The 25,055-nt window shown below is 63.7% G+C and carries 34 protein-coding genes, 1 tRNA gene and 1 riboswitch; of the genes, 10 read left to right on the forward strand and 25 right to left on the reverse strand.

The features are described 5' to 3' along the window. Nucleotides 1–76: 76 nt before the first annotated feature. The 10 genes from KJP30_RS10125 to KJP30_RS10170 form a co-directional block, all read right to left on the reverse strand. Nucleotides 77–433 carry an HNH endonuclease gene (locus tag KJP30_RS10125; RefSeq protein ID WP_218449017.1) on the reverse strand — a complete coding sequence of 119 codons (357 nt, stop codon included), beginning with the start codon at nucleotides 431–433 and terminating at the stop codon, nucleotides 77–79. A 109-nt stretch (nucleotides 434–542) separates the two neighbouring features. Continuing rightward, on the reverse strand, nucleotides 543–1,451 hold the full coding sequence (locus tag KJP30_RS10130) for a hypothetical protein (protein ID WP_218449018.1): 909 nt from the start codon (nucleotides 1,449–1,451) through the stop codon (nucleotides 543–545). A 462-nt stretch (nucleotides 1,452–1,913) separates the two neighbouring features. Next, the gene (locus tag KJP30_RS10135) at nucleotides 1,914–2,204 is read right to left on the reverse strand and encodes a hypothetical protein (RefSeq protein ID WP_218449019.1); all 291 of its coding nucleotides are present in this window, start codon (nucleotides 2,202–2,204) and stop codon (nucleotides 1,914–1,916) included. Continuing rightward, nucleotides 2,201–4,054 (reverse strand): DNA primase family protein, encoded by a 1,854-nt coding sequence (locus KJP30_RS10140; protein ID WP_218449020.1) that lies wholly within the window; start codon nucleotides 4,052–4,054, stop codon nucleotides 2,201–2,203. Before KJP30_RS10140 ends, KJP30_RS10135 begins: the two co-directional genes overlap by 4 nt. Nucleotides 4,055–4,080: 26 nt before the next feature. Beyond that, complete coding sequence (locus tag KJP30_RS10145) at nucleotides 4,081–4,524, reverse strand: hypothetical protein (RefSeq protein WP_218449021.1); 444 nt, start codon at nucleotides 4,522–4,524, stop codon at nucleotides 4,081–4,083. 238 nt (nucleotides 4,525–4,762) lie between these two features. Next, the gene (locus KJP30_RS10150) at nucleotides 4,763–5,929 is read right to left on the reverse strand and encodes a DUF7146 domain-containing protein (protein WP_218449022.1); all 1,167 of its coding nucleotides are present in this window, start codon (nucleotides 5,927–5,929) and stop codon (nucleotides 4,763–4,765) included. Continuing rightward, a complete protein-coding gene (locus KJP30_RS10155; protein WP_218449023.1) occupies nucleotides 5,926–6,255 on the reverse strand; it encodes a hypothetical protein in 330 nt (109 codons plus the stop codon). Before KJP30_RS10155 ends, KJP30_RS10150 begins: the two co-directional genes overlap by 4 nt. Continuing rightward, nucleotides 6,252–6,575, reverse strand: a complete 324-nt coding sequence (locus tag KJP30_RS10160) for a hypothetical protein (protein ID WP_218449024.1) — start codon at nucleotides 6,573–6,575, stop codon at nucleotides 6,252–6,254. The genes KJP30_RS10155 and KJP30_RS10160 overlap by 4 nt, the downstream gene beginning before the upstream one ends. Continuing rightward, entirely contained in the window at nucleotides 6,572–7,204 is a 633-nt protein-coding gene (locus KJP30_RS10165; RefSeq protein WP_218449025.1) for a hypothetical protein, read from the reverse strand. The genes KJP30_RS10160 and KJP30_RS10165 overlap by 4 nt, the downstream gene beginning before the upstream one ends. Nucleotides 7,205–7,415: 211 nt before the next feature. Then, nucleotides 7,416–7,898, reverse strand: coding sequence for a hypothetical protein (locus KJP30_RS10170; protein WP_218449026.1), 483 nt, complete (start codon nucleotides 7,896–7,898; stop codon nucleotides 7,416–7,418). Between the two features lie 83 nt (nucleotides 7,899–7,981). On the opposite strand from KJP30_RS10170, the gene KJP30_RS10175 reads away from it, so the two are divergent. Together KJP30_RS10175 and KJP30_RS10180 are read left to right on the forward strand one after the other, a co-directional pair. Continuing rightward, on the forward strand, nucleotides 7,982–8,344 hold the full coding sequence (locus KJP30_RS10175; protein WP_218449027.1) for a hypothetical protein: 363 nt from the start codon (nucleotides 7,982–7,984) through the stop codon (nucleotides 8,342–8,344). A gap of 81 nt (nucleotides 8,345–8,425) precedes the next feature. After that, complete coding sequence (locus KJP30_RS10180; protein WP_218449028.1) at nucleotides 8,426–8,752, forward strand: hypothetical protein; 327 nt, start codon at nucleotides 8,426–8,428, stop codon at nucleotides 8,750–8,752. Between the two features lie 59 nt (nucleotides 8,753–8,811). Here KJP30_RS10180 and KJP30_RS10185 read toward each other — a convergent pair whose 3' ends face one another. Beyond that, complete coding sequence (locus KJP30_RS10185; protein WP_218449029.1) at nucleotides 8,812–9,015, reverse strand: hypothetical protein; 204 nt, start codon at nucleotides 9,013–9,015, stop codon at nucleotides 8,812–8,814. On the opposite strand from KJP30_RS10185, the gene KJP30_RS10190 reads away from it, so the two are divergent. Beyond that, the gene (locus tag KJP30_RS10190) at nucleotides 9,014–9,742 is read left to right on the forward strand and encodes a helix-turn-helix domain-containing protein (RefSeq protein ID WP_218449030.1); all 729 of its coding nucleotides are present in this window, start codon (nucleotides 9,014–9,016) and stop codon (nucleotides 9,740–9,742) included. The genes KJP30_RS10185 and KJP30_RS10190 overlap by 2 nt on opposite strands. 286 nt (nucleotides 9,743–10,028) lie before the next feature. On the opposite strand, the gene KJP30_RS10195 is transcribed toward KJP30_RS10190, so the two are convergent. Next, entirely contained in the window at nucleotides 10,029–10,238 is a 210-nt protein-coding gene (locus KJP30_RS10195; protein ID WP_218449031.1) for a hypothetical protein, read from the reverse strand. A 262-nt stretch (nucleotides 10,239–10,500) separates the two neighbouring features. Between KJP30_RS10195 and KJP30_RS10200 the strand changes: the two genes are divergently transcribed. The 6 genes from KJP30_RS10200 (at nucleotide 10,501) to KJP30_RS10225 (ending at nucleotide 13,067) form a co-directional block, all read left to right on the forward strand. After that, a complete protein-coding gene (locus KJP30_RS10200; RefSeq protein WP_218449032.1) occupies nucleotides 10,501–10,755 on the forward strand; it encodes a hypothetical protein in 255 nt (84 codons plus the stop codon). Nucleotides 10,756–10,777: 22 nt separating this feature from the next. Next, nucleotides 10,778–11,119, forward strand: a complete 342-nt coding sequence (locus KJP30_RS10205; protein ID WP_218449033.1) for a hypothetical protein — start codon at nucleotides 10,778–10,780, stop codon at nucleotides 11,117–11,119. Further along, on the forward strand, nucleotides 11,116–11,424 hold the full coding sequence (locus KJP30_RS10210; protein ID WP_218449034.1) for a hypothetical protein: 309 nt from the start codon (nucleotides 11,116–11,118) through the stop codon (nucleotides 11,422–11,424). Before KJP30_RS10205 ends, KJP30_RS10210 begins: the two co-directional genes overlap by 4 nt. After that, nucleotides 11,421–11,618 carry a hypothetical protein gene (locus tag KJP30_RS10215; RefSeq protein WP_218449035.1) on the forward strand — a complete coding sequence of 66 codons (198 nt, stop codon included), beginning with the start codon at nucleotides 11,421–11,423 and terminating at the stop codon, nucleotides 11,616–11,618. Before KJP30_RS10210 ends, KJP30_RS10215 begins: the two co-directional genes overlap by 4 nt. Further along, nucleotides 11,615–11,806: a hypothetical protein gene (locus KJP30_RS10220; protein ID WP_218449036.1), complete on the forward strand. Its 192-nt coding sequence runs from the start codon at nucleotides 11,615–11,617 to the stop codon at nucleotides 11,804–11,806. The genes KJP30_RS10215 and KJP30_RS10220 overlap by 4 nt, the downstream gene beginning before the upstream one ends. A 256-nt stretch (nucleotides 11,807–12,062) precedes the next feature. Then, nucleotides 12,063–13,067: a tyrosine-type recombinase/integrase gene (locus KJP30_RS10225; RefSeq protein ID WP_218449037.1), complete on the forward strand. Its 1,005-nt coding sequence runs from the start codon at nucleotides 12,063–12,065 to the stop codon at nucleotides 13,065–13,067. An 18-nt stretch (nucleotides 13,068–13,085) separates the two neighbouring features. Here the strand turns inward: KJP30_RS10225 and KJP30_RS10230 are convergent. Beyond that, nucleotides 13,086–13,162 (reverse strand) — tRNA-Arg (locus KJP30_RS10230). Between the two features lie 122 nt (nucleotides 13,163–13,284). Here KJP30_RS10230 and KJP30_RS10235 point away from each other — a divergent pair. Further along, on the forward strand, nucleotides 13,285–14,310 hold the full coding sequence (locus tag KJP30_RS10235) for a LacI family DNA-binding transcriptional regulator (protein WP_218449038.1): 1,026 nt from the start codon (nucleotides 13,285–13,287) through the stop codon (nucleotides 14,308–14,310). Between the two features lie 9 nt (nucleotides 14,311–14,319). Here KJP30_RS10235 and KJP30_RS10240 read toward each other — a convergent pair whose 3' ends face one another. The 12 genes from KJP30_RS10240 to KJP30_RS10295 form a co-directional block, all read right to left on the reverse strand. Further along, a complete protein-coding gene (locus tag KJP30_RS10240) occupies nucleotides 14,320–14,934 on the reverse strand; it encodes a (d)CMP kinase (RefSeq protein ID WP_218449039.1) in 615 nt (204 codons plus the stop codon). A gap of 32 nt (nucleotides 14,935–14,966) precedes the next feature. After that, nucleotides 14,967–16,322, reverse strand: coding sequence for a 3-phosphoshikimate 1-carboxyvinyltransferase (gene aroA, locus KJP30_RS10245; RefSeq protein ID WP_218449040.1), 1,356 nt, complete (start codon nucleotides 16,320–16,322; stop codon nucleotides 14,967–14,969). Nucleotides 16,323–16,468: 146 nt separating this feature from the next. After that, entirely contained in the window at nucleotides 16,469–17,182 is a 714-nt protein-coding gene (gene trmB / locus KJP30_RS10250; RefSeq protein WP_218449041.1) for a tRNA (guanine(46)-N(7))-methyltransferase TrmB, read from the reverse strand. Between the two features lie 25 nt (nucleotides 17,183–17,207). After that, nucleotides 17,208–17,846: a COG3904 family protein gene (locus tag KJP30_RS10255; RefSeq protein WP_343222760.1), complete on the reverse strand. Its 639-nt coding sequence runs from the start codon at nucleotides 17,844–17,846 to the stop codon at nucleotides 17,208–17,210. Between the two features lie 159 nt (nucleotides 17,847–18,005). Then, a complete protein-coding gene (gene metK / locus KJP30_RS10260) occupies nucleotides 18,006–19,184 on the reverse strand; it encodes a methionine adenosyltransferase (RefSeq protein ID WP_218449042.1) in 1,179 nt (392 codons plus the stop codon). A 6-nt stretch (nucleotides 19,185–19,190) separates the two neighbouring features. After that, nucleotides 19,191–19,238: riboswitch (SAM-SAH riboswitch) on the reverse strand. 39 nt (nucleotides 19,239–19,277) lie between these two features. Beyond that, a complete protein-coding gene (gene lnt / locus KJP30_RS10265; RefSeq protein ID WP_218449043.1) occupies nucleotides 19,278–20,762 on the reverse strand; it encodes an apolipoprotein N-acyltransferase in 1,485 nt (494 codons plus the stop codon). A gap of 49 nt (nucleotides 20,763–20,811) precedes the next feature. Next, entirely contained in the window at nucleotides 20,812–21,771 is a 960-nt protein-coding gene (locus tag KJP30_RS10270) for a hemolysin family protein (protein WP_218449044.1), read from the reverse strand. Between the two features lie 12 nt (nucleotides 21,772–21,783). Beyond that, a complete protein-coding gene (ybeY, locus tag KJP30_RS10275) occupies nucleotides 21,784–22,305 on the reverse strand; it encodes an rRNA maturation RNase YbeY (RefSeq protein ID WP_218449045.1) in 522 nt (173 codons plus the stop codon). Then, entirely contained in the window at nucleotides 22,299–22,796 is a 498-nt protein-coding gene (locus KJP30_RS10280; protein ID WP_218449046.1) for a DUF6389 family protein, read from the reverse strand. The genes ybeY and KJP30_RS10280 overlap by 7 nt, the downstream gene beginning before the upstream one ends. A 96-nt stretch (nucleotides 22,797–22,892) precedes the next feature. Then, nucleotides 22,893–23,861, reverse strand: a complete 969-nt coding sequence (locus KJP30_RS10285) for a PhoH family protein (RefSeq protein WP_218449047.1) — start codon at nucleotides 23,859–23,861, stop codon at nucleotides 22,893–22,895. Nucleotides 23,862–24,049: 188 nt separating this feature from the next. Continuing rightward, entirely contained in the window at nucleotides 24,050–24,358 is a 309-nt protein-coding gene (locus KJP30_RS10290) for a hypothetical protein (RefSeq protein ID WP_218449048.1), read from the reverse strand. Between the two features lie 19 nt (nucleotides 24,359–24,377). Further along, nucleotides 24,378–24,974, reverse strand: coding sequence for an OmpA family protein (locus KJP30_RS10295; RefSeq protein ID WP_224874105.1), 597 nt, complete (start codon nucleotides 24,972–24,974; stop codon nucleotides 24,378–24,380). Nucleotides 24,975–25,055: the final 81 nt, after the last annotated feature.

A 25,055-nucleotide genomic window follows, 5' to 3' on the forward strand; every position in this document is an offset into this window, starting at 1 on the left:
TCTCCGCGTGGGGGGGCTGTCGGTTTCCGTCTAACGGCCCCTGCGACTTTCAACCCACCCCTCCCCATTGAGGCGGTCAGGCAAGGCCCCGCTTTTCGAGCCGCTGCTTTTCGCTGTCGTGCCATTGCTTGCAGACCGCGTGCAGGTTGTTTTCATCCCAGAACAAGGCCGGATTGCCGCGGTGCGGGCGGATATGGTCAACCACCGCAGCATTCGGCGCGGTCCTGCCCGAGACCAGCGCCACGCCGGTGGTCTGGCAAACCCAGAGATCGCGGGCCAGCACCTTGCGGCGCAGGCGCGCCCATCGCGCGGTCGAGTACCACTTGCGCCAGGCATCGCCGCCCGGTTCCGTTCGGCGCTCCGGGGCTGGGGCCACACGCGAAGGCGCAGAACCCAAACGCCCCGGCAGGCCGCGACCTGCCAGCCTGCCCATGCCTGCCCCTCTTGTCTGGATGGATGAAACACAAAGCGCCCGATGACCTCTCGGCCCCGGGCGCATCTCGTGATGATGACATAGTCGTAAGATCCGGCGGACCTTCGTGTCAAGGCAGATTTTGCGGTCGGACCAAGTCGTACCCCCGCATCCTGTCCAATGCAGCGCCCAAAGCCTCACGCAAGAGGGTCCTCATCCGTTTGTTCGCGCCCCATCCATGTGCCACCAGCACCTGAGAAATCGTCGCGCCGCCAAGACAGACCTCATCCACCAGCGCCCGAACCCGGATCGCCGACCGCAACCCGCCTTTCGACGGGCGCACCGCATCTTTGGCCAGCCCGTCGCCAATCCGTCGGCGCAGCGCCGCCAGCCTCATCATGTCCCGCGCAACCGCTTCGGATACACCGCCAGCGCCGCCCCCGACCGCCTCGACTGACGAGCATTTGATGCCTGAGGCCGCAACCCGCTCGACCAGCGCCGCATAATCGCGCGCCACCGCCACCTGCCCGGGCGTAAAGGGCGCCTCGAACACAGGTTCAAAGAACTTCGGTGGGCGGAACCGGACAGGCTTCTCGCCTCGCGCAATCCGCGCTTTGTCCAACGCCAAGTGCCGCGCCCGCGCCTTCGCGATCACATCCGGATGTGCCTTGCGCGCGGCCTCGACCACACGGGGCCAACCGCGCCGGGCCTGCTCTTCCATCACGTCGAAGGCATCGCCGACTCGCAGCCGATCAAACCCGATCGGCGAGGCGCGGCGGTCGCGCGGCCCACTGGCGGTCATTACCGTCTCGCGCGGAACCTCGGCAATGCAGGGGCCGCGCGCCGGTGCCGCAGCGATATGCGGGCTAACCCGCCCGGGCAAACCCGCCGCATCGACCCGCGCCCGGGCGCGGGCATCCGCTTCGGCCAGGCGCGCGCGCCCAACACCGCTCCAGGGCCAATCCAGCCGCGCAACGCCGAAGGGCGAGACGTAGATAACCTCCGGCAACCGGTCGGACAGCTTGGGTTTCGTGCTCATGTCGGTCCTCAATTCCATATTTCGTCTTTTCTTTTGGTTTTGAAACAAGATGTTGATTTCAGGGAGGCAGGTATGGGGCAGCCGGGGCAGAACGCGCCAAGACGGGGCAGAACTTCCCGCAGGAAGCGGAACCGGCAAGACGCTGAAAACACGGCGCAAATCGGGGCGGTGGGGCACGCGGGGCAGATGGGGCGCAAGATTTCACCCTACACACGAGGAACACCACCCCCGGACCCCCGTAGTCTCGCGCGCGTGTGTAACCCGCAAATAACTGCCCCAAGCGCCCCGCCTGCCCCAAGAAGGCATCAACGCCTTGATCCGGCGGGATTTCCCATGAACGACCGCGCGCCAAGACATGCCCCGTTCGGGGCAGAACTCGGGACTTCTGCCCCGAATTTTCGAATTGGAGGATGCAGGGGTGCGGGGTGCGGGCGGCGCTCTGGCGGCTCACACCCCGCGCGGTCATGGCGTTTGACCCGTGTCAGGCGGCAGAGTGCGCAGCCAGGCGTTGACCTCGCGCGCCGGGATCTCGCAGAGGGACCGGCGCACCGGCACGGCGCTTCGGGACATCTGCCGGCGATCCCACTCCGCCGATCGCGCCCTTTGCAGCCAAGCGCGGCGCGCGACGTTGGTCGACAACCTGGATGTCGGGATGTGGCCGCACTGTTGGGCCTGCAGGATCATGTCCTGCAGCTCGGCCTTGCGGGCGGCCCTTGTAGGCTCCAGCAGCCAGTAGTCCTTGGGCAAGCTCATGTGCCCCAGTCCTCGCCTGCGCCGGACCCGCCGCTGTCCTTGCGGATCAGGGGCAGGCCCTTGGCATCGCGCGGGGCATCGTCCAGCCGGGCGCGCATGTCCTTGGTCAGCCGGATCCCGGAATAGCCCCAAGTCCCGTTCTTCTTGTGCCGGGTATAGGTCTTGCCCGTCGCCGGGTGCATGTACTTGCCCGACCGCTCTTTCAGCTTGCGCTGCAGGTTCCCGGGCTGCCAGGCGTGGCTGGTGTTCTCCAGCAGGTAGAGATAGCAGGCCTCGACCAGCTCGCGGGCGGGCAGGAAATCACCGCCGCCGTCGATCTCGCACCCCGTCGCCAGGAAGTCGCCCAGCGGGTCGCTGTCCTTGCGGTAATCCTCGGTCGCCTGGACCACCTGCGCCGGTTCCTGCAGACCGCCCTCAAGGTAATCCAGCAGACCCGCGATCATCCAGTTCAGGATCCCTGATCGCTCTTCCGAGAACAGCGCATCGCCCAGCTTCTCGTCCCGCTCCCCTTCCGGGATCTGCACATCGAAGGGGCACAACAGCGGCCGGCGCCAGATCCCGTCATCGGTGCCGCGGATCTCCAGCTTGTGGTTGCCGGTGAAAGTCAGCTTGAAATAGGGCGTGAAGGCAACAAAGTCGGAATGCAGGTTGCGCACCAGCATTTCATCCCCGCCGGTCATTTCCTTGACCTTCTGTTCCTGCAGGCGCTCGCCCTCTTCCGGCTCGTTGGTGATGGCCGCGCGCGCGCCGATCAGGCGCATCAGGTCAGGCGTCGCATCCGATCCGGACTTGCGGTTCTTTCCCGTCAGGCTCTCGATCCGGACCATCGTGGCATAGTCGCCCATCATCCGGCGCATCAGGTTGGTTAGCAGCGACTTTCCGTTGGCGCCCATGCCGTAGCAGTAGAGGAACTTCTGCACCGGAAGGGCCGTCATCGACAGGCCAAACCAACGCTGCAGGAAGGCCCGCATTTCGGGATCCGGCTGAACCCTGGCCAGGAACTTGTCGAACCGGGGACAGGTGGCCGTCGCATCGTATTCAGCCGGCATCATCTTAGTGATGTATTGCGCCCGGTTCCGGCCGGGGATCGTGACCTCGCGCGCATGGGGCAGCACGGACAACTCCGCCTGTTTGCTGCCCCCCTCTTCGCGCATATCGACCACGTTGAAGTGCAAGAGCCCGCTTGCGGTGTTCACGGTCAGTGGGTCCGCGTCCAGATCCTCGACATCGCGGTGCAGGCTGGTGACCGCCTCGGTCAGCATGTTCTTGATCGCGTTGGAATTGCCCGCCGACTTGGCAAAGGTCAGGTGCCGTTGTCGGCTGCTGCCCTTGCCCCAAAGCGCGCTGTTCAGAGTATCTTTTTCCTCCAGCAGCTTGCCGCGCCGTTCCAGCCTATCCTCTTCGCTCATCCGGTCGTTCGGGTGTTCAAGGTCGCGCAGCTCGGCGCGCACGTCGCTCAGCCGGTCCAGCTTGCGCTGTTCGGCCTCTTTCAACTGCAGATGCGGGATCTCTTTTGTAATCCGGTCATGAATGGTCTGGGCATGGCGCCGCACGGCGATCCCGTCCGGGTCCAGCTTCCAGCGCTTCTCATCCCAGATGTGCCAGCCGACGCGGGGCACATAGAGCGCCTCACCCCCGCAGTAGAGCGCGAAGCGCAACCCGTTCCCGGTGTCATTGAGGGGCAAGAGCGCCCCTTCGGTCTCGGGCGGCGGCGGATCATCCGGGCCACCCATGTCATGGGGCGGCCCGGGCGGGGGCATATCACCCGGACCGCCCGGATTCCAATCCTCGGGCGGGGTCACGTCCTCGGCCGCGTCCAGCGTGGCGCGCACGTCCTCGATGCCTGTCATGACTGCCTCCGCCGCTTTGCGGCTTGTTATTTGCCCACCTTGCGCAGGCCGAACTCTTGATCCATCTTTCCGCCCGCCCGGCTAGGGCGACAGAAATCCGGAAGCTCCAGGATCAATTCCCCTTGGCGCTCAAAGGGTTTCAACCGACAAGGCTCGGCCTTGCGGGGCGATTTCGGCAAGAGGTCCCAAGCCGCTACATAGAGTGTGGCCCCGCCTTTGATTCCCGCCCGCGCTTCGAAGGCGCCCATGGCATCAAGAAAGATTCGCAACCGGCCTTCATCAGATCCACGCCCGATCTGCACTGCAAATCGCTTTCCGGCGACAGGCCCGCCGAAACGCGCGGTCTGGACATCCTCACGCAGGGTCAAACGGACCTTGCCGCCCCCGGCCTTGTTGATTGCCAAGCTGATCGAAACCCCTGTGCCGGGCCCTGCGGCTTGGACAGGTGGTCTTGCATCTTTGAAAGGCATGAATAGTTTCCTTGTTGCTGGTTACAGATGGAATGAACGGCCCAAAAAGCACCCAAAAATCATTATTTTGCAGACCGCTAGCCGAGACCAAAGCCCACACCTGAAGCCGGTGATCGCAATTCGAGCGAACCAGTCAAAACGGTCGAATCCGCGCGCGCTAAAGGCCGCAGAAAAACACGCTTCCAAGTCCTTCTTCGCACTGTCGCGCTGTTCCCATCCTGTCATCACGTCCTCCCTCTCAGTTGATCAAATCGTTCAGGTCGACACCTTCGCCCGCGGGGACGATCTGCCCCCGCAGCCCAGGCGTCAGGCGCATGGCCCGGCGGATTCCGCATTCCAGCTTGGCGCGGGTCGGGCCGGGGTCGGAATCGCCGTCCATGACGAAGATCAGGCGACGCACCCAGGGCGGCGGATAGAACCCGTCCTCGCAGGCCATGTCCGGCAGGCCGGAATACCGTTTGCCCGGGATCTTGCGCATCTTGCCCGCCATGTGGCCCAGGCTGATCCCGGCCCAATAGGCCACCTCCGGCCCCAGCGCCTCGCGCCAGGCGACGGCGGCGGTCAGCGTGGTTTCGATGCCCTCACCCATGACCAGCGTGTCAAAGCGATCCGGTGTGATCAGGCGGATCGCGGCACGGCGCTGCGATCCCCGGGTCAGCTTGTTGCGCTGCCGGTCGCCCCGCCAAAAGATCTCGGGCTTGCCCTTCGGCCGGGACAGGTCGAACCATGTCTGGTGCACACAGGTCAGGCGCCCGTCCGGCCCCTGGATCGCGGCGATCATGGCCGGGCCGCGATGCATGGTCACCAGCTCGCGGCGCCCATCGACGACCCGTTTCAGCACATAGGCCTGGTCGTGCAGGCAGCGCAGGCACGCGGGTAGATCCGGCAACCGCTCCGGCGTGAGGCCCCGCAGGGCCAAGTAGTCCCGCACCGGCTGCATCCCCTGCCCCCTGGCCCGGGTCCAGATCCCGCGCGCGCCCTCGATCGCCTTTTCGCGGTGCCGCTCGGCCTCGGCCGCACGCCTTTCCTCGGCTTTGGCACGCTGCGCACGGCGGCGGTCAAGCTCCTCCTGCGTGACCTTCTCGGGCAGATCGCCGTGCATTTCCCGGACCGCGTCCATGAACTCCAGCCGCAGGGCCACCATGACCAGGTCGATCGGCCCGGATCCCCGCGCCTCGCAGCCCTTGCGGCAGAAGAACCCGCCGTCCCGCGTGTTGATGTTGAACCGGTCATGACCGCCGCAGACCGGACAGGGACCGGACAGCCAGCCCGACTTTTCCTCAAGGCCAAGCTGCAACTCCGCCACAACCTCGCGGATCGGGCGCGCCCGGCAATCCTCGATCGCGGCTTCGACGGCCATGCGCCGTGCCGTTTCAGCCCGCTGGCGATCCTTGGCGGTGGTCATTCCACGACCTCCCCACCCGCCTGCCGCGCGCGCCAAGCCTCCACCCAGTGGCCGGCGGCACCCAGGTAGTAGCGATGCACCTCGACTCGCAGCCGCGCCAGCGCCGCCGCCTGCGCGTCCATCGCCCTCGCACGGCACAGCGCCTCGGCGCTGGTCAGCATGGCGCTCATCGGTTTGGGGCAATGCCCGCAATCCTCGGCGATAGCTTGCAATTCCTGCAGCCAGAGCGCCAGATTCTCATCCTGCACCGTGGTCATGCACAAATGCGTGCAGATCGCGCGCAGGGCGTTTTCTGCCTCGGGGCTGGGCTTGCGAACCTTGATCATTGCAGATCCCTCCGCCCCTGCCAGTCAAAGAGCAGACCTGCAGCTTCGCCCTGCATCACGCCCTCTGCCTCTCGCGGGCTGACTCGGTCCAGCCACCCCTCAAGGAAAGCCTGCAAGGCGGCGCTGGACGCTATTGGATGATCCTCGACCGTGACGAGGAAATCCGCCACCGCGGCGCAGGCCTCGGGATCCTCGGGCACCTGCCGCAGGACAGTGGCGGCAAAGCCGACCCGGTCGCGCAGGGTGAAACGTCCGGATTTCGCCGCCAGGGCGGCGGCGCTCACGGCCAGTCCGAAGGCGATGATGGGGTTGCCGCTCATGGATAATCCCCCGGGCGTTCCAGCCGGCGACGGCAGGGCGCGATCCAGTGAAGGCGCGGATGATCCCCGACCCGGCTCAAATCCCAGACCAGCCAGCAATAGCTGGTTGCGGAACTGCCTTTCGCAACCAGCTTGCCCCGGTGCATCACGACACGCTCGGTGAACTGCAGGATGTCCGTGGGCGGTCTCCGCGAGAACAACTCACCGTGCCGGGCCACGCCTTCCAAAAAGGACGTCCGGACCAGCATCGCCACGCCGCGAAAACTGGTGTCCAGCGCCCGTTCGATGAACTGCTGTGCCAGTCGGAACGGCGGATTGGTGATCGTCCAGGCCGTTCGATCCAAAGGACCGAACAGGTAGTCCCGCACCGGCAGATGAACGCCGTAATCATGCACGTCGCTTGCCTCGACCGCGTGGAAATACTCCATCAGCGGCCGCACCATGTGGCCCCGATTCGCGGCGGGCTCGCGCACCACGAAACCGGACGGGCATTCGTCGAAGATCTTCGCACGTTCGGCAATCCACTCGCACAGCGCTCGTGTCGCCCAGGGCGGCGTCGGGAAATCATCGAGGCTGTTGTGTGGTTCGGATCGCCGCTGCATGACGGCGGATGATCTGTTCTGGCTCATGCCGCCCCCCCCCGGAAAAAGCGGGGGGCGCGGGACAGGCGCCCCCCGAAGTCTGACAGGGAGTCAGGTGGCGCGACATGACCCCGCGCGCCGAAGGGATTTGGCGTTTTCGGGGCGATATGAGAAAAACTCATAATCCGGGAGAATTTTCCGGAGAACTTTCCGGAGAACTTTCCGCAGCCCTGCGGGATTGGATATCCGGCCAGCCACATCATTCCGCAGCCCACCGACCGGCCTTAGGCAACATGTGATCCTGGAACCCGCCCGGAAAGGACATCTGCGCAAAAAGCGCCTTGTCCACGGTCGGGCGCCCGACACCATTCCACCAGTTGCGTCCAGTCTTGCCGTCGACATCGAAGAAGGCCGAAACCGCCTGCGCGCCGGAGAAATGTGCATGTAGAAAGGACATCCAGCGCGCCGGTGTCTGGTCGCGGAACTGGCGCAGGATCGACTCGCGCGACCCGGAGTTTTCTCCGGAGAAGTCTCCGGATGACGGCGGCCCGCTTTCCTGTCCATGCTGAGGGTATGAAACAGACACCCCCGACTCATTGGCCCGCTGTTCCGCCAGAGGCACCGCGTGGCGCAGATGATCCGCTTTCAGGCGAGCGCCATAGCCCCGCTCGTCAAAAGGCGCCGTGCTATTGGCATAGACGACAACAACCGGCGCATTTGGGAACTCGGAAGGACGAGTCATGAAACACCCCCACTCAACATTGACCGGGTTACGGCGCTGTGATCGTGTGCAAGCACGAATTGTACGAATGAAAAGGATTCCCGATGTTCGCCCGAATTGCAGGCGCCGCCATTCTCGCCCTCAGCCTGACCGCATGTGTCCCCTCGACTGTCGTTTCGAAAACGCCGATTACCGGCAAGCAGTTGACGACAATTCAGGACACGGTTGCCGAAAAGCTCAAAGACCCACGATCGGCGCAATTCAGGGACGTGTTTCAAATCGTCCGGCGCTACGAAAATGGAAAGATGGAGACCTACGTCTGCGGCGAGGTGAACGGGAAAAACAGCTTCGGCGGATACGTCGGCTTCACCTACTTCAAGGGCCACTTCGTCGGCAAATCCTTCCGGGTGGACGACATAGCAACGCCCGACTCCAACTGGCTGCTGGAAATGCACTGCCCCGTCTGATTGACGATCCGACCAGCGGGCGCGCCGGGCGGCAACCCGGACGCGCCCAACCACATGACGCAAAGTTAAAGGACACGTCACATGGAAACCGACGACAACCATTCAGAGGCCCCCACGATTTCGGTCAACGGCACCAGCCACCCGATCCTTTGCGGCCTCTGCCGCGCGCCGATAGCCTTCCGCGGAGAACCGGATGCGGACAGCGGCGATGTCGGTTGCGCAGCCTGCGACAACTGGGCGGACGTCCAGGAGGCTGCCGAGGTGGTCAAGCAATACGTCGTGGACGAAGGGCAGATGGCCCTCAACCGGGCCTTGCGGGACACCGCCCGCCGCAGCGAGCTCATGACATTCGAAGGCAAGACCCAAAGCCAGCAGACGCACGCCTTCATCATCGACCTTCAAATCTGACACCCAGGCATCAGAGACCGCGGCCCGCTCCCGAACGATTTGAGGTCCTGACCGCGCCATCATGCGGCGTCCTCCGTCTTCGGCGGGTTGTCAGCCATGTAAGCACGCAGCCGGTCCACGCGGGCCATGGTTGGGCTGGATCGGCCCGCCTTCCACGACTCCCATTCGCGCCCACCCGCGTCGATGGCCGCACGCAACACAGCCTGCGGCGTACGCTCAACAGCGCGCGCATAGGCCTCGATCTCTGAGATGAGCTGTTCCATGCTGGCAAAATGGGGATATTTCCCGATTTCGTCAACGGGAAATTTCCCGGTGGAAGCTGGGAAGCTTCCCCGGCACTTTAGTTGCATGGAGCGCTCAGAGAAATTCCTTGTCGGTTTGAAGGCAGTTATGTCTTCCAGAGGGCTGAAAGACGCTCCACTCGCTGAGCGCGCCGGGTTGGGTACATCCTTCATTCGCGACCTGTATCGAAAGAAGGCCGCGTCCCCGAAACTTGAAAACGCTCTGCGGATTGCTGATGCTCTCGACCTCACCGTCGAAGAGATCATTGCAGCAGCAGACGGACTATCTGCCGCCAATTCAATCACCATCGCGGGCAAGGTTGGCGCTGGGGCGCGGGTTCCGGTATTCGATGCCTATGAGAAAGGCGCAGGCCCCCAGGTCGAGGCACCGCCGGGCCTACCCCCTTCCGGCGTCGTAGCGGTTGAGATCCAAGGCGACAGCATGGAACCCGTTTTTAGCGCGGGAGACCTGCTGTTCTACAGCCGCAACAGCCACGACGGCGTACCCGTTGAAGTCATCGGGAAACGCTGCGTCTGCGAGGACACGGAGGGCATGGGCTGGGTGAAACTGGTCCGCTTGGGCCGCGACGAGGGCACATTCGACCTCCACAGCTTCAACGACGCCAGCCCAACCATGTACGGTGTCCGGTTGAAATGGGCCGCACCCGTGCGCCTGCACTGGCCGGCGGACCTGGTGAAGAAGCTGTGATTTCAGCTTGGCTGGAGGTCGCGGTTCAGGCCACCACGATTGTGACTTCGGTCGCGGCCATCGCCATATCAATTCTCGCCTATCGTCGCTCGGCAGCCCCAAAGACACCGTCGGCGTGGACGACCTTTGTGGGGGCCGGCGAGCAAGGCTGCACGGTAACCGTGCACATCAGGAACGACTTGAGGTCAACCGTACGCCTGCAAGAGATCGAAGGCAGAGGGACAGAGATATCATGGCCCCCAAAAGCCGTATACACCGAGAAACGCTTTCCGCCCAAACTGTCGCATCATGAACCGCCGCACTGGTCGAGACGCTTATCGCGATCAGAAGAACTCGCCCCCGGCGCCGAGGCCGCCATTAATATCTGCTTGTCGCGCAAGGCGATGAGCTCTCGGACCAACGTATCCATCCGCCTCTGGGTCCAGACCAGCTCTCGGACGATGAAAAGAAGGGCGATTACCGTCCCGATTATCGTGCCCACCAACACCTCCAGCATCACATCCTCCTGATCTTGGTTCGCCCAACTTAAACACAGGCATCCAGTGTTGCGCACACCCCGGGACCACCGAACGGTCACTTAACTTTTCAAAAACCCCGCCATCGCGCGGGGCTTTTCTTTATTCACGGCCCGGGCCGTGACGGCCCGTCTCTAGCACGCTACACCCGCCCGCGCCATCGTTTTCGGGATATTTCCCCATTATCAATTGACTTCGGGAAGTTTCCCCATATTCTGGCCACCATCAACCGATGGAGGCACCATGCTCATCCCAACCGATCCCATGATCCCGGCCCAGGCCTATTGCGGCCTGCCCGTTCGGATCGAACACCCCGACCCCGCCGAAGTCTTCGCTGACTGGTTCCATTTCTGCGCCAGCGGCTTCGACCTGCGTGACATGCGCCCGCGTGCGGATTTCGACGGCGGGGCGATGGGCCTTCCCCGGATCCGAAACGGCTTCACCGCGCAATGGTGCCCCCGCCTGCGCTGCGCCGTCGCCGACCAGTTTCGCCACTGACCCAGTCAAAGGGAGGCCCACCATGCCCACCACTCACGGACCCGCGCCGGGCCTTCCGCCAGCGCCAGCGCTCGATCGCAACCGCATCGCGGCGGCGGTCGAGCTGCTGGCCCAGGTCAGCCCCGAGGCGCGGCTGCTGCAGCTCCGCAACCTCTGCGTCAACAATGGCCTCTGGTGTGTTCCCGAGGACGCCCGCGACTACCGCCCGGTCCTGTTCGAAGTGCAGCTTTTCGGCGTTCCGGCGGTGGCCGAGACGCCCGGCGAACTGCCCGCCAACTGGATCCGCGCCGCCCGCCGCATTCTGGAGGGCGCACCCGCCGCGCCCGCCGCCGCCCACCCCATTCAATCGGAGAAGTTATCATGACCCGCATCCCTCGCGATTTCACCGGCGATCTGATCGTGCCGCCCTCAGGCCAGGTCCATCCCGTCGCTGCCATCGACGCATGGCTGCGCCTGAAAGAACGCCAGCGGCTGGAGGACGGCAGCAGCGCGGCCATCCCCCCGCACCGCCTCGCGCGCCTTCTGGGCCAGCCAGATCCCGTTGACGAGATCGACGCTGCCCGCATCCGCGCCCTGCCCGCAACCCGCGCCGCGATCGCCACGCTGGACGCCCGCGCCGGCTCGCGCGAAATCGCGACCCATATCTACGGCCCGGAGGGCGCAGCATGATCCACCCGGCCATTAACGCGCTGTTGTCCGGGCTTGTGACGGTCTTTCTGCCCGCCGCCCTCGCCGCGACCTTCATCCTCGCCGCCCACTGGCACCACCTGCCCAACGGCTGGCGGCTAGTCGGCGGGTGCGCAGCCTTCTGGCTCTGGACCGTGGTCATGGTCATCGCCATCGTCAATTGGGGGACCGCATGAACGCCTCCCTGACCCGCGAAGATGCGGACCCGCTCTGGTACGCCCGCACCGTCCTCGCCGACATCGCAGCCCAGGACGGTGCCGTCGTGATCGAAGCCTGCCGCACGATCGAAACACACAGCGCCGATCCAAGCGAGTGCCGCGACGCACGGGATCTGCGACACCGGCTTGAAGGCGAGACCGCTTGACCGCCCCCCGCCCGCTCACTGAAAAGGCACTTCGTGAGGCCGCTCAGGTCGCGGTCGATACCGGCTGCCCTATTGTGATCGAGAGCGGCGGGCGGGTTTACAAGGTCATGCCACCGGGCGCATCCTATCCGATCACGGTAGAGGAAAAGGATCAGGCGGAGTGCGACGCAGCGTTCGGGGTGTCAGATTGAAGGGACTGTGGAGGCACCCTCGCACCGGGCTCCCATATTACCGCACTCGCAGGGGAGGAAAGACGTTGCTGGTTCCGCTGCCTGTGGACCTAGCAGAAGACCACCCGGACTTCATCGCGGCCTGGGCCGAGGCCGCGCGCGGCGCGAAAGTTGAAAAACCCGCAGGCGGTACCCTGGCCAGCACATGGAATGCCGCGCTCGCCTCTGACAGTTTTTACACCTACAGCCGCGGATACCGCGCCATCATTGAGCGCGAGGCCGGGCGGATCACTGAGAAAGCCGGGAAGGTCAAAGCTGCGGCCATTGCAACCCGTCACGTCCGGGCCGATGTGATGCAAGCCGAGAACCCGGAGGCGCGGCTAAAAGCATGGCGCGTCTGGGCTGCGATCTGCCTGCCGATGGGGTGGATTATCGAAGACCCAACACACGGAATCAAAAAGCCGCGCCGCGCCGCGTCCACGGGACATCCGACATGGGCGCGTCCCGAGATCGACGCTTTCCGCAATGCATACCGTATCGGAACCACCGCCCGTGCGGTGATGGAATTGACCTACTGGACCGGCGCACGGATCGGGGACGTGGTGATGATAGGCCCTCAGCACGTCGAAAAGGACGGCGTCCTGTGCTTTCGCCAATCCAAGACCGGCGACATGGCCTATGTTCCCTGGTCCTGCGCCCTCCCGGATTGGGCTGCGCATATGGAAGACGATAGGGAGCTTTGCAAGGAAGCGGTCGCGCACCTATCAGGCGGGCTGACATTCCTGCAAACCAACAGGAAACGCCCGAGGTCGCACAAGAGTGCCGGCCAGGACATTTCGGCCGCCTGTCGTGCCATCGGACTCGAACGCAGCGCTCACGGTCTCAGAAAGGCGCGCGCCGTGGCACTGGCCGACTCAGGTGCCACCACCTCGCAGATCGGTGCCTGGACCGGGCATCGCAGCCTCTCTGAGATAGCCCATTACACCCGCGAATGGGACCGGCGCAGCGCCGTGCGCGGAACGAGAACAGAACGTGAATTGGAAACCAGAACCGACCAGATTGGAAACCAGATCCGCAAGGCTCAGAAATAAAAAGACTTTTTTGGAAGGTGGCGACCCCGGCAGGATTCGAACCTGCAACCTGCCCCTTAGGAGGGGGCTGCTCTATCCAGTTGAGCCACGGGGCCGTGCTAGCCTCCTTAACCTGCCTTGCAAGCCTTGTCATCCCGGATGCACAAGGTGACGCCCGCCCTTGCGCAGCGCCCTGATTGCGGTAACGTATCGCTATCTTTCGAAAAGGAATTCCCCCTTGGCCGCCGACGATACCCGCCCCCTGACCCTTCGCGATGTCTCCGAAGCTTCCGGCGTTTCGGAAATGACAGTCAGCCGCGTCCTGCGCAACCGTGGTGACGTGAGTCAGGCGACCCGTGAAAAGGTGTTGGAAGCCGCCAAAACACTGGGATACGTGCCGAACAAGATCGCCGGGGCACTGGCCAGCCAGCGGGTCAACCTTGTCGCGGTGATCATTCCGTCCCTGCGCAACATGGTCTTCCCCGAGGTTTTGTCCGGTATCAGCAGCGTGCTGGAAGAAACCGAATTACAGCCTGTCGTCGGCGTCACCGACTACCTGCCCGAGAAAGAAGAGCGCGTTCTTTACGAAATGCTCTCATGGCGGCCATCGGGCGTCATCGTCGCCGGTCTGGAACATACCGAAGCCGCGCGCGCCATGCTCAAGGCCAGCGGCATTCCCGTGGTCGAGATCATGGACACGGACGGCAAGCCGATCGACTGCGCCGTGGGGATTTCGCATCGCCGCGCCGGGCGCGAGATGGCCCGTGCGATCCTGAAACAGGGCTACCGAAACATCGGGTTCATGGGCACAAAGATGCCGCTGGACCACCGGGCCCGCAAACGCTTTGAAGGCTTCACCGAGGCGCTGGCCAAGGAAGGCGTCGAAGTCGTCGACCAGGAATTCTACTCGGGCGGTTCGGCGCTGGCCAAGGGCCGCGAGATGACCAAGGCCATGCTTGAGCGCGAGCCCGAGCTGGACTTCCTTTACTACTCGAATGACATGATCGCGGCGGGTGGCCTTTTGCACCTGCTGGACGCGGGCATCGACATCCCCGGCCAAGTTGGGCTTGCAGGTTTCAACGGGGTCGAGTTGCTGGACGGCCTGCCGCGCAAACTGGCCACTATGGATGCCTGCCGGGCCGAGATCGGCCGGAAAGCGGCTCAGATCATCGCCAGCCGCGTCGAAAACCCCGAGGCTGAGATCGATCCGATCCTTGAACTGACGCCCAAGCTGGACTTCGGGGATACGTTGAAACGGCGCTGAGGCGCCGTTTCACTCGGTCGCACCTGCGCGTTTCACGATGGCAATCGCCTCGGCCACCGCGGCCTCGATGCTCATGCGCGACGTGTCCAGCGTGACTGCATCCTCGGCAGGTTTCAGCGGTGCATCTGCACGGTTCATGTCGCGCGCATCCCGGGCCAGCACGTCGGCCAGAACCTCGTTCTGCGTCACCTCGTGACCAGACGCCAACAGTTCACGCCAACGACGCTCTGCCCGCACCTCGGGCCCCGCGATCACGAACAGCTTGGCCTCGGCCTCCGGACAAATCACGGTCCCGATATCCCGTCCGTCAAGAACCGCGCCGCCCGCACGCCGGGCAAAGGCGCGCTGCACATCAATCAGCGCCGCCCGCACCTCGGGCAACGCCGCCACTTTCGAGGCTGCCTGCGCCACGTCGGGCCCGCGCAGGTCGGCCGCATCCAGTCCGGTCAGGTCCAGCTGCAACGCCGCGTCCAGTGGCGGCGTGCCTTTCAGCATCTCACGGCCGACGGCACGATACAGCAACCCGGTGTCCAAATGGGCAAACCCGAAATGCGCCGCCAACTGGCGTGCGATCGTGCCTTTGCCGCTGGCCGCCGGACCGTCAATGGCGATGGTAAAGCTCACAACTGCCTCCTTCGGATCCAGACGCGGCCTGGCTAGGCGGTCGCAGGCGCGCGCGTGATCTCGGCACCCAACCCGCCCATCAGGCTTTCGAAAATCGGGAACGAAGTGGCAATCGGACCACCGTCATCCACGCTCATTGACTTGGCCGAGGCCATGCCCATGACAAGGAACGACATGGCAATGCGGTGATCCAGATGGCTTTCGACCGTGACGCCGCCGGTAACATTGCCATGGCCGCGCCCTTCGACAGTCCACCAGTCCTCACCCTCTTCGACGTGAACGCCAGCTGCGCGCAGCCCGGTTGCCATGGCATCGATCCGGTCGCTTTCCTTGACACGCAACTCCTTGACGCCCGGCATGTGGGTGCGGCCTTCGGCAAAGGCGGCGACCACGGACAGCACCGGATATTCGTCGATCATGCTGGCGGCGCGCTCGGCCGGCACCTCGATGCCCTTGAGATCGGGAGAGAACCGCGCCCGCAGGTCCGCCACCGGCTCGCCCCCTTCTTCACGCGCATTCTCATAGGTCAGATCCGCGCCCATCTCGCGCAGCGTGGTAAACAGGCCGGCCCGGGTCGGGTTCAACCCGATGTTCGGCACCAAAACGTCCGAACCCTCGGTGATGATCGCGGCGCAAACCGGGAAAGCGGCCGAGGAGGGGTCACGCGGCACCACGATGGTCTGCGGCTTCAACTCGGGGCGCCCTTGCAGGGTGATGACGCGCCCCTCTTCTGTCACCTCGGTCGAAATCGTCGCGCCAAATCCTGCCAGCATCCGCTCGGAATGGTCGCGCGTCGCCTCGCGTTCGATCACCACAGTCTGACCGGGCGCGTTCAGACCAGCCAGCAACACGGCGGATTTCACCTGCGCCGAGGGCACCGGAACCTCGTAGCGCACGGGCACGGGATCGGTGGCCCCCACGATGGTCATCGGCAACCGCCCGCCCGAGCGGCCATAGGACCGCGCCCCGAACAGCGCCAGCGGATCGGTCACCCGCGCCATGGGCCGTTTGTTCAGGCTGGCATCGCCGGTAAAGGTCGCCACGATGGGCGAACTCGCCATCGCCCCCATGATCAAACGCACCCCGGTGCCAGAGTTGCCACAGTCGATCACATTCTCAGGCTCGCCGAACCCGCCAACGCCCACGCCATGCACATGCCAGGTGTCGCCGATCTTTTCGACCTGCGCGCCAAAGGCCTGCATCGCCTTGGCGGTGTCCAGCACATCCTGCCCCTCCAGAAGGCCGGTGACTTTCGTCTCACCCACCGCCATGGCTCCAAGGATCAGGGACCGGTGCGAAATCGACTTGTCGCCGGGAACATGCGCCTCCCCCTTGAGCGGGCCAGCGGCGCGGGAAGTCATCGGGATCGGGGCACCGTGAGCGGACATAAGGGCTCTCCTGCAAAATCGTCGCTGCCTGATAGCAAGCGTAACAGGCAAGGTCCATCACAGTCGTATCCCGCAGTCCCCCGGGCTTCTTCTTGGCTCAAATACTCCGGGGGAGCCGAAGGCGGGGGCAGCGCCCCCCTGCCCGATCACAGCTTGCGGAACGTCAGGTAATGCGGCACCCGCCCTTCGCGCAGGGCTTTCTGCTCGTAGCGGGTCGACAACCAGTCGGACCAAGGCTGCCGCCAGTCCTCCGGCCCTTCGGCCAGCCACTCGAACCCGGCCTTTGGCACTTCGACCAGTGTCTGCCGCACGTAGTCGGGAATATCGGTCGCCACGCGGAATTCCGCCCCCGGCTTCAGCACTTGCGCCAGGGGTTCAAGGTGTTCCGCCGTGACGAAACGGCGGCGATGGTGCTTTTTCTTGGGCCAGGGATCGGGATACAGCAGGAAAGCCTTGTCCACCGATTGCGCGGGCAGCACGTCAAAGAGATTGCGCACATCGCCCGGGTAGACCCGCAGATTGTCAGCGCCGGCCTGCCTGATCTTGCCCAGCAGCATGGCCACCGCGTTCATGAAAGGCTCTGCCCCGATGATGCCCACATCAGGATTCTGCACCGCCTGATGGACCATGTGTTCGCCGCCGCCAAAGCCGATTTCCAACCAGACGGGGGCGCCACCAAACAGCGCCTCAAGGTCCAAGGGCACGCGGTCGGGGTTTTCCTCCCAGTCCACGGCTCCGGGCGACAACCGGTCAAGGTCCTCTTGCAGATATTCTTCCTGCTTGGGTCGCAGGGTCTTGCCGCGCACGCGGCCATAGAAATTGCGCCAGGGGGCGCCGGGATGCTTGTTCGACGTGGTCATGGCCGAGCCGCTTAGCGCCCCCGGCTCATTCGTGCAAGACACCCGCCGCCGCAAGTTCCGCCCGAGAGGGAAACCATATCGTGCTGCGCAGGCGTTTCGTCTCGATTGCAAAGGCCGGATCCACCCCGCGCGAGATCATGTAGGTCATTTCCTTGTAGATTTCGCTTTGTGCATCCTCATAGACCCACGATGCAAAATCAAAGGCAGTCTGCCAGGCTTCATCCTCGCGCCAGGCGTCATAATAGCTTTGCATGGCATCGGCCGACCAACTGCGCTGATGAAAGCCCAGCTTGCCGCCCCGCTCCAGAACCCGGCGCCCGCCCCCCAGAAACACCGTCACGCAAGAGGAACTGCATTCACGCGACACCCGCGTGTCCAGCTCGAAATCCATCACCAGTCGCGCCATTTCCTGCCCGGCCCAGACGCTGCCCCCGGTTGAATTCAACCAGATCTCGCTCAGCTCCGGATGCGCCCGCAGCAGGGCCAGCATCTCGTCCACGTCCTCGCTCAGAATCTCGCGCGCGTCCTCTTCGCGGGCGCTATCGCTGTCATAATAGAGCGTGGCACCTTCCACCCGGAACTTGCCGCTGACCTCATCCGGTTGGCTTTCTGCCAGCGCCAATACCGGCATGGCCAGCGCCACGAATACGCTTCTGATCAACACGATCCCTGTCACCTTTTGCCAAATCGAGTCACTGACCGCATGAAAACCGCCCCCCGGCGTCGCGACAAGGGGCGAGGGGCAATCCCTGCCCCCCCTCAAACGGAAAAGGGCGTCCCGGAAACAGGACGCCCTTAAAACAAATCTCAGGTTGGCGGGCCGTCAGACCGCTTTCTTCAGCGCCTCTGCCAGATCGGTACGCTCCCAGGAAAAGCCGCCGTCCGCCTCGGGCGCGCGACCAAAGTGACCATAGGCCGCCGTGCGCGAATAGATCGGCTTGTTCAGTTCCAGATGCGTGCGGATGCCGCGCGGCGTCAGGTCGATGACCTTGGGGATCGCCGCCTCGATGTCGCGTGCCTCAACCTCGCCGGTCTGGTGGGTGTCGACATAGATCGACAGCGGTTTGGCCACGCCGATGGCATAGGACAACTGCACAGTGCAACGTTCGGCCATACCGGCAGCCACGACGTTCTTGGCAAGGTAGCGCGCCACATAGGCCGCCGAACGGTCCACCTTGGTCGGGTCCTTGCCAGAAAAGGCCCCGCCCCCATGCGGAGCCGCACCGCCATAGGTGTCGACGATAATCTTGCGCCCGGTCAGTCCCGCGTCGCCATCCGGCCCGCCAATGACAAATTTGCCGGTCGGGTTGACCCACCATTCGGTCTCACCGGTGATCCATCCCTCGGGCAGGGTTTCGCGGATGTAGGGCTCGACAAGGGCGCGCACGTCATCGCTCGACATACTTTCGTCAAGATGCTGGGTCGACAGCACGATCGAGGTCACACCAACCGGCTTGCCGCCTTCGTAGCGGACCGACAGTTGCGATTTCGCGTCCGGCCCCAGCTTGGGTTCGGTGCCGTTCTTGCGGACCTCGGCCAGACGGCGCAGGATCGCATGGCTGAACTGGATCGGCGCGGGCATCAGTGCTTCGGTTTCGTTCGTCGCGTAGCCGAACATGATGCCCTGATCGCCAGCACCTTCGTCGCCCTGCTCGCCCGTTACGCCCTGCGCGATATGCGCGGACTGTTCGTGCAGCAGATTGGTGATCTCGCAGGTTTCGTGGTGAAACTTGTCCTGCTCGTAACCGATGTCCTTGATGCAGGCCCGCGCGATGTCGGGAATGCTGGCCATGAAGGCGGGCATCTTGGATTGATCGGTCAGACCCACCTCACCCCCGATAACCACGCGGTTTGTGGTGGCAAAGGTTTCGCAGGCAACACGCGCCAGCGGATCCTCGGCCAGGAAAGCGTCAAGGATTGCATCGGAAATACGATCGCAGACCTTGTCCGGGTGCCCTTCCGAGACGGACTCGGAGGTGAAAATATAGTTCTGTCGGGACATGTAAGGTGCTCCATTGAATGCCACCATCACGCCAGGAAGCCGTTGTGACGGGTTTTTGTATCCGAATTCGCCTACTCCCCGGAGCGCTCCGGGTCAATCGGCTTCTGTGTCTTTGCGCCACCGGGACAGCCCCCAAGCCAGCAGAAGTGCCAGAAACAGAACAAATCCTAAAGGTTTGTCTCCGGTGCGCGCGTAGACCGTGTGCCGCATCGGCGGCGGCAGGGGCGAATCGATATACCCCGCCTCGCCCAGCGCAATCGACCCCAGCACGCGCCCTGCCCCGTCGATCACCGCAGAGACCCCGGTATTGGCCGCACGCAGCATGGGCAGACCCTGTTCGATCGCACGGATTCGCGCCTGGGCAAGATGCTGGTACGGCCCCGACCAGGTGCCGAACCACGCATCATTTGTGATCTGGACCATCATCGCGGGGCGCAGAGGCGCGCCGCCGACATCCTGCGGAAAAACTGCCTCGTAACAGATCAGGGGCAAAGCCGTTCCCAAGGGGCCCAGATCAATGATCTGCGGACCGGGACCGGCCGTGTAGCCCCCCTCTGCACGCGCGGCCAGACCGGCAATGTTCCACCGCGCAAACAGCGCTGCGGCAGGCATGTATTCGCCAAAGGGCACCAAATGGTGCTTGTCATACAAGGCCTGCACACCACCGCCCGGCGCCAGCACGATCAGCGAATTGTAATATCCGGCCTGATCGGCGCGTTGGACACCGAGCACAACAGGCGTACCGCCTGCGGCTTCGGCAATGCGATCCAGCGTCGGACCGGCACGATGCAGCAAGCTGGGCACGCTGGTTTCCGGCCAGACCACCAGTGACGGCGCGTCCTGCCCTTCGGCCGGGGCCGCGCGGGTAAAGGACAGCTTGCGCTCCATGAACACGGGGATCTTGGCAGGGTCCCATTTTTCATGCTGCGGTGCATTGGGCTGAACCAGGCGGACAACCGGCTGTAGTGACAGGTCCTGTGCAGATGGAGTCAGAACCACGCCGCCGCCGAACAGCCCGGCCAGAACGGCCACGCCCCCCGCCGCGGCCAATGTGTTTCGACCGCCGCCCCTCAGAGCCACGGCAAACAAGGCTGCGCCGCCCAAAGTCGCAAAGGTCAGACCGTGCGGGCCAATGACCGAAACCAATTGGATCACCGGCACCGGCAGCCAAAAATAAGACACCAACGCCCAAGGAAATCCGGTGAAAACATAGGCCCGCGCCAATTCGGCCGCGGTCCATGCCAACACCAGTGTCAGGGCCGGATACCGTGCCGACGCCGACAGCCGAAAGGCAAGCCCCCAGAAAAGCGCCAACCCTCCGGCAAGACCGATCAGGGCAAAGGGGGCCATCCATCCGGTCGCCGCAGCATCAACGAAAAAAGGCTCGACGATCCATGTCATCGACACGCCGAAATAGCCCAGCCCCACGGCCCAGCCGATCCCGGCAGACCGCATTCCCGCTGGAAAACTCAGAAACAGCCAGAAGGCTGCGACATAGCCCCCAAAGGCCAAGAACCAAAGGTCGTAAGGCGGTTGCCCAAGCCCGATGATCGCGCCCGCGACCAAAGACAGGGGCATCCGTGTCCATAGCGGAAGAGTTGCGCGGCCGTTTCCGGCCGCCGCGATCTCAGGCACGGCCGGCTTCCGGGTTTGCCGCCGGCGGTTCGGGTGTGGCGACCGTGGTCACGACCTGCTCGGCCCGGGTTGTTCCCGACGGTCGCACCCTCAGACGCTTGATGCGCCGCGGATCGGCATCCACGACCTCGAAATCGAGCCCGACCGGGTGCGGGACCACCTCACCTCGGGCCGGAACACGCCCCGCCAGCATAAAGACAAGGCCGCCCAGAGTGTCGATCTCCTCGCCGTCGATCGTGTCGTGATCGGTCAGCGTCAAGCCAAGCTCGCCCTCGAAATCGGTGAGCGGCGTCTTGGCCTGCACCAGGTAGCATCCGGTCTTTTCACGGGTCCAGAACATGTCCTCATCAGTGTCATGTTCGTCGGCGATTTCCCCGATGACCTGTTCGATCAGATCCTCGATGGTCACCAACCCGTCAACGCCGCCGTATTCATCGATCACCAGCGCCATGTGCCGCCGCTCTGTCTGCATCTTTGTCAGCAGCACGCCGATCGGCATGGATGGCGGCACAAAAAGCAGGGGGCGCAACATGCGTTTGAGGTTAAACCGCCCCCCGGTGCCGTTGAAGCCGTGCTGAAGGGCAAAATCCTTCAGGTGGGCCATGCCGACCGGGGTGTCCAGCGTCCCTTCGTAGACCGGCAGGCGCGTCAGCCCGCTTTCGCGGAACACGCTGACCAGGTCATCCTTGGTGATCGTGTTCGGCACGGCGATGATATCGGCCTTTGGGACGGCCACATCCTCCACCCTCATCCGGCGCAGGTTGATCATCCCGTGTATCGGACGCTCCGGCGTTCTTGGCGCACTGGATGCCGAGGCACTGTCGTCCTCTTCCCCGTTGCCACCAAATCCAAGCAACCGTTGCCAAAAGCCCGGTTGCGGCTCGTGTCCGTTCATGTCTCCCGTCCCAGGCGCGCTCTGCGCTGCCATAGACGAGTCGTCGCTATCGCCCATCTTTCCGTTCCATCACGCCCCCGCGGGGCTCTCATCCTCACCATATGGGTTCGGCAGACCGAGATTGCCAAGTATCTCGACCTCAAGCCGTTCCATCAGCGTGGCGTCTGCATCACGCATATGGTCATAGCCCAACAGATGTAACACACCATGAACCACCAAATGTGTGACATGTTGCTCCATCGGCTTGCCCTGATCGGCGGCTTCCCGCGCACAGGTTTCCCAAGCCAGGGCAATATCGCCAAGGTGGTGCGGGTCTTCATCCTCGGGTTCGGGCCGGTCGGGCACCTCACCATCCACGTCGGCAGCAAGATCTTCGGACGGCCAGCTAAGGACATTCGTCGCCTTTGGCTTGTCCCGGAAATCACCATTCAGCACCGCGATGCGTGCGTCGTCACAGCCCAGAACCGCAATTTCATACTCGGCGGCGGGCAGATCGAGATGTGTCAGGGTCGCGACAGCAGCCATTTCGGCAAGTCGCTCCAAACCGCCCTCTTGCCAGCGGTCGTCTTCGCAAATCGTATCGGTCAGCATCCCGGTCCCTTATGCAACCGGCAGGCAGGGCGCAACTCTTCGGTCCAGCCGTTTTCGGCAAAGACCTCGACCGGGATGCCCAGCGCCTTGTCCCCGAACCGATCCCAAAGCCGACCCGCCCATGCAAAGCCTTCATCCGCGATGATCGCGGGAAAATCGAATGGCAGGTTTTCTGGATCAAAGCCCGGCAGATTGGCAAGTTTGCCGTCAAAGGCGAAACACCGCCCCTCAAACAGCGTCCGATACGGCGCAATAGCCTTGTTCAAGACGAACTGGTCGGGCCCGACCGCATGCAGCCACACGTCAAAACCGCCTTCCCCGTCCTGATCCAGATGCAGACCGATCTGCAAGACCTGAACCATCCGTGGCAGGGTCTCTTGCGCAGCACAAAGGGCCGCGCCGGCTGTCTCCTCGGATAGTGCAAACCTGTCCCGCAAAAGCGCCCGGTATTCGTCAGGATCCGAAATGGCAGGTGGCCGTGCAGGGGGCATCTGGCCCCCTCGCCTGCGACCACCGGTTATCACGGCAAAGAAATGACGAAGTCTGGGCACTGGCACTCCATGTTACGCAATCCGCACCCGGCGCGGTCAGCTTTCCGCGTCTTTCTCGTAGGCTTCGATGATGGCGGCCACCAGTGGGTGGCGCACCACGTCCTTGCCCGTGAAGTAGTTGAAGGAAATCCCCGGCACCTTGTCCAAGAGCCGTTCCGCATCCGCCAGCCCCGAGGGCACGCCGCGCGGCAAGTCGATCTGCGTGCGGTCGCCGGTGATGACCATGCGCGACCCTTCGCCAAGGCGGGTCAGGAACATCTTCATCTGCATGGTGGTGGCGTTCTGCGCCTCGTCCAGCACGACAAAGGCATTGGACAGCGTCCGCCCCCGCATGAAGGCCAACGGCGCGATCTCCACGGTCTTTTCCTCGCGCATCTTGGCAAGCTGCTTGCCCGGCAGGAAATCATTCAGCGCGTCCATCAGCGGCTGCATGTAGGGATCGACCTTTTCCTCTTGCGTGCCGGGCAGAAAGCCCAACCGCTCGCCCGCCTCGACGGCAGGACGGCAGAGGATGATCTTGTCGACCTCGCCGGTGATCAGCATGTTCACGCCCACCGCCACGGCCAGATAGGTCTTGCCCGTCCCGGCCGGGCCGATGCCAAAAGCCATCTCATTGGCAAAGAGCGACTGCACATAGGCCTTTTGCGCGTCGGTGCGCGGCTCGATCAGCTTCTTGCGTGTCTTGATCTCGACCTTGCCGCCGCTGAACATCTCCAGTTGCTCGTCAGGCGCGATGTCTTCAAGACGAAAGGCGCGATCGATGTCGCCCCGCCCCACTTCGCGCCCCTGTTCAAGCCGTTCATACAGCGTGCGCAACACTTCGACCGCCGCCGGGACCGCATCCTCTGGTCCATGCACGGCCAGCTGATTGCCGCGGCGCAAGATTTGCACCCCGGTGCGGGCCTCTATATCGGTCAGGTTGCGGTCGAACTCGCCACAGAGATCGATCAACAAACGGTTGTCGGGGAATTCAAGGATGGCTTCGGTCAAGGTGCCCGCTGTCAAACCCGTCTCCTGCACAGGGCCGTCCGAATCCGGACGCGTGTTTCTTCTAGATATGGTGCACTTGGCAACGGCAGGGCGCAAGTCTCGGTCGCGCTTCGTGATCGAATGTCATGCAAGTGCCACAAAAACAGACCGCGCAGCAGATGCCGCGCGGCCCATTTTCCCGTCGTGCCTGTACGGGTTGGAAATCAGAGAGGGTCGCCGATGACCGAGGTCGAGCCGCCCTTGAAATCGCCGGTGGCGATGGTCGGCGGAGCAATGCCCGAACAGACCGGCTTGCCGTATTTGTCCAGACGCGCCGAAAGATAGCCTTCGACGCCGTCGTCGATGATCCAGTGGTCACAGCCGTTCGGATCGACCCAGATGCCAGCCTTCATGCCGGTCAGGTCGTCACGGTCGATGGACTGACGGTCGCGGCTCTTGTCCGGGCCGACCGGATCGCAGGCCGACAGACCTACGGCGGCAACTACCAGAAGGATCGGTTTCACAAAGTTCATTGTCTTGGTCCCTTCTGGATCAACGGAAGCAGAGAATTTCGACACGGCGGTTCTTGGCCATGCCCTGCGCGGTGTTGTTCTTGGCGACCGGCATCCGTTCGCCATAGCCGCGGACATCGGTGATATTGGCGCCAACGGAACGGGCGACCTTGGCCACGGCCAGCGCGCGGTTGTAGCTCAGCTTGATGTTGTATTCATCCGACGCGCGGCTGTCGGTGTGACCGGCGATCACATAGCCCACGGCCGAGGCGCTGCGGAAGAACTCCGCGATGCGGGCCTGACCGGCCTTGGAGATCCGGTAGCTGTCGGTCGCAAAATACTGGTCGGTGTTCAGCACGCCGCAGGTGTTGGCGCGGCGGCAGACCGGGATGCCCTTGCGGGTCACGTGGGGGCTCATATAGCCCTCGACACCGTCGTCCATGACCCAATGCTCACAGCCATCGGGATCAACCCAGATGCCCGGAATATACTGCTCACCCTTGATGGTGCGGGTGTTCTGAGCAGAAATGAAAGGTGTTTTGCCCGCGTCTTCGGCAGCTGCCGGCGCAGCGGCCGACAGACCAGCGAGAGCCGCAAGCGCCATCGCGCCGATGGCCTTGGAAATGCGATACGCCACAGCCTGGTCCCTTGGTTATAGTTTCCCCGAATGCGTGCGCCACCTTTGGCAGCGGGCGCACGCAAATTTACTATAATCAAC

Origin of the sequence: Antarctobacter sediminis (assembly GCF_019218285.1) — a bacterium.
Classification (GTDB): Bacteria; Pseudomonadota; Alphaproteobacteria; order Rhodobacterales; family Rhodobacteraceae; genus Antarctobacter; species Antarctobacter sediminis.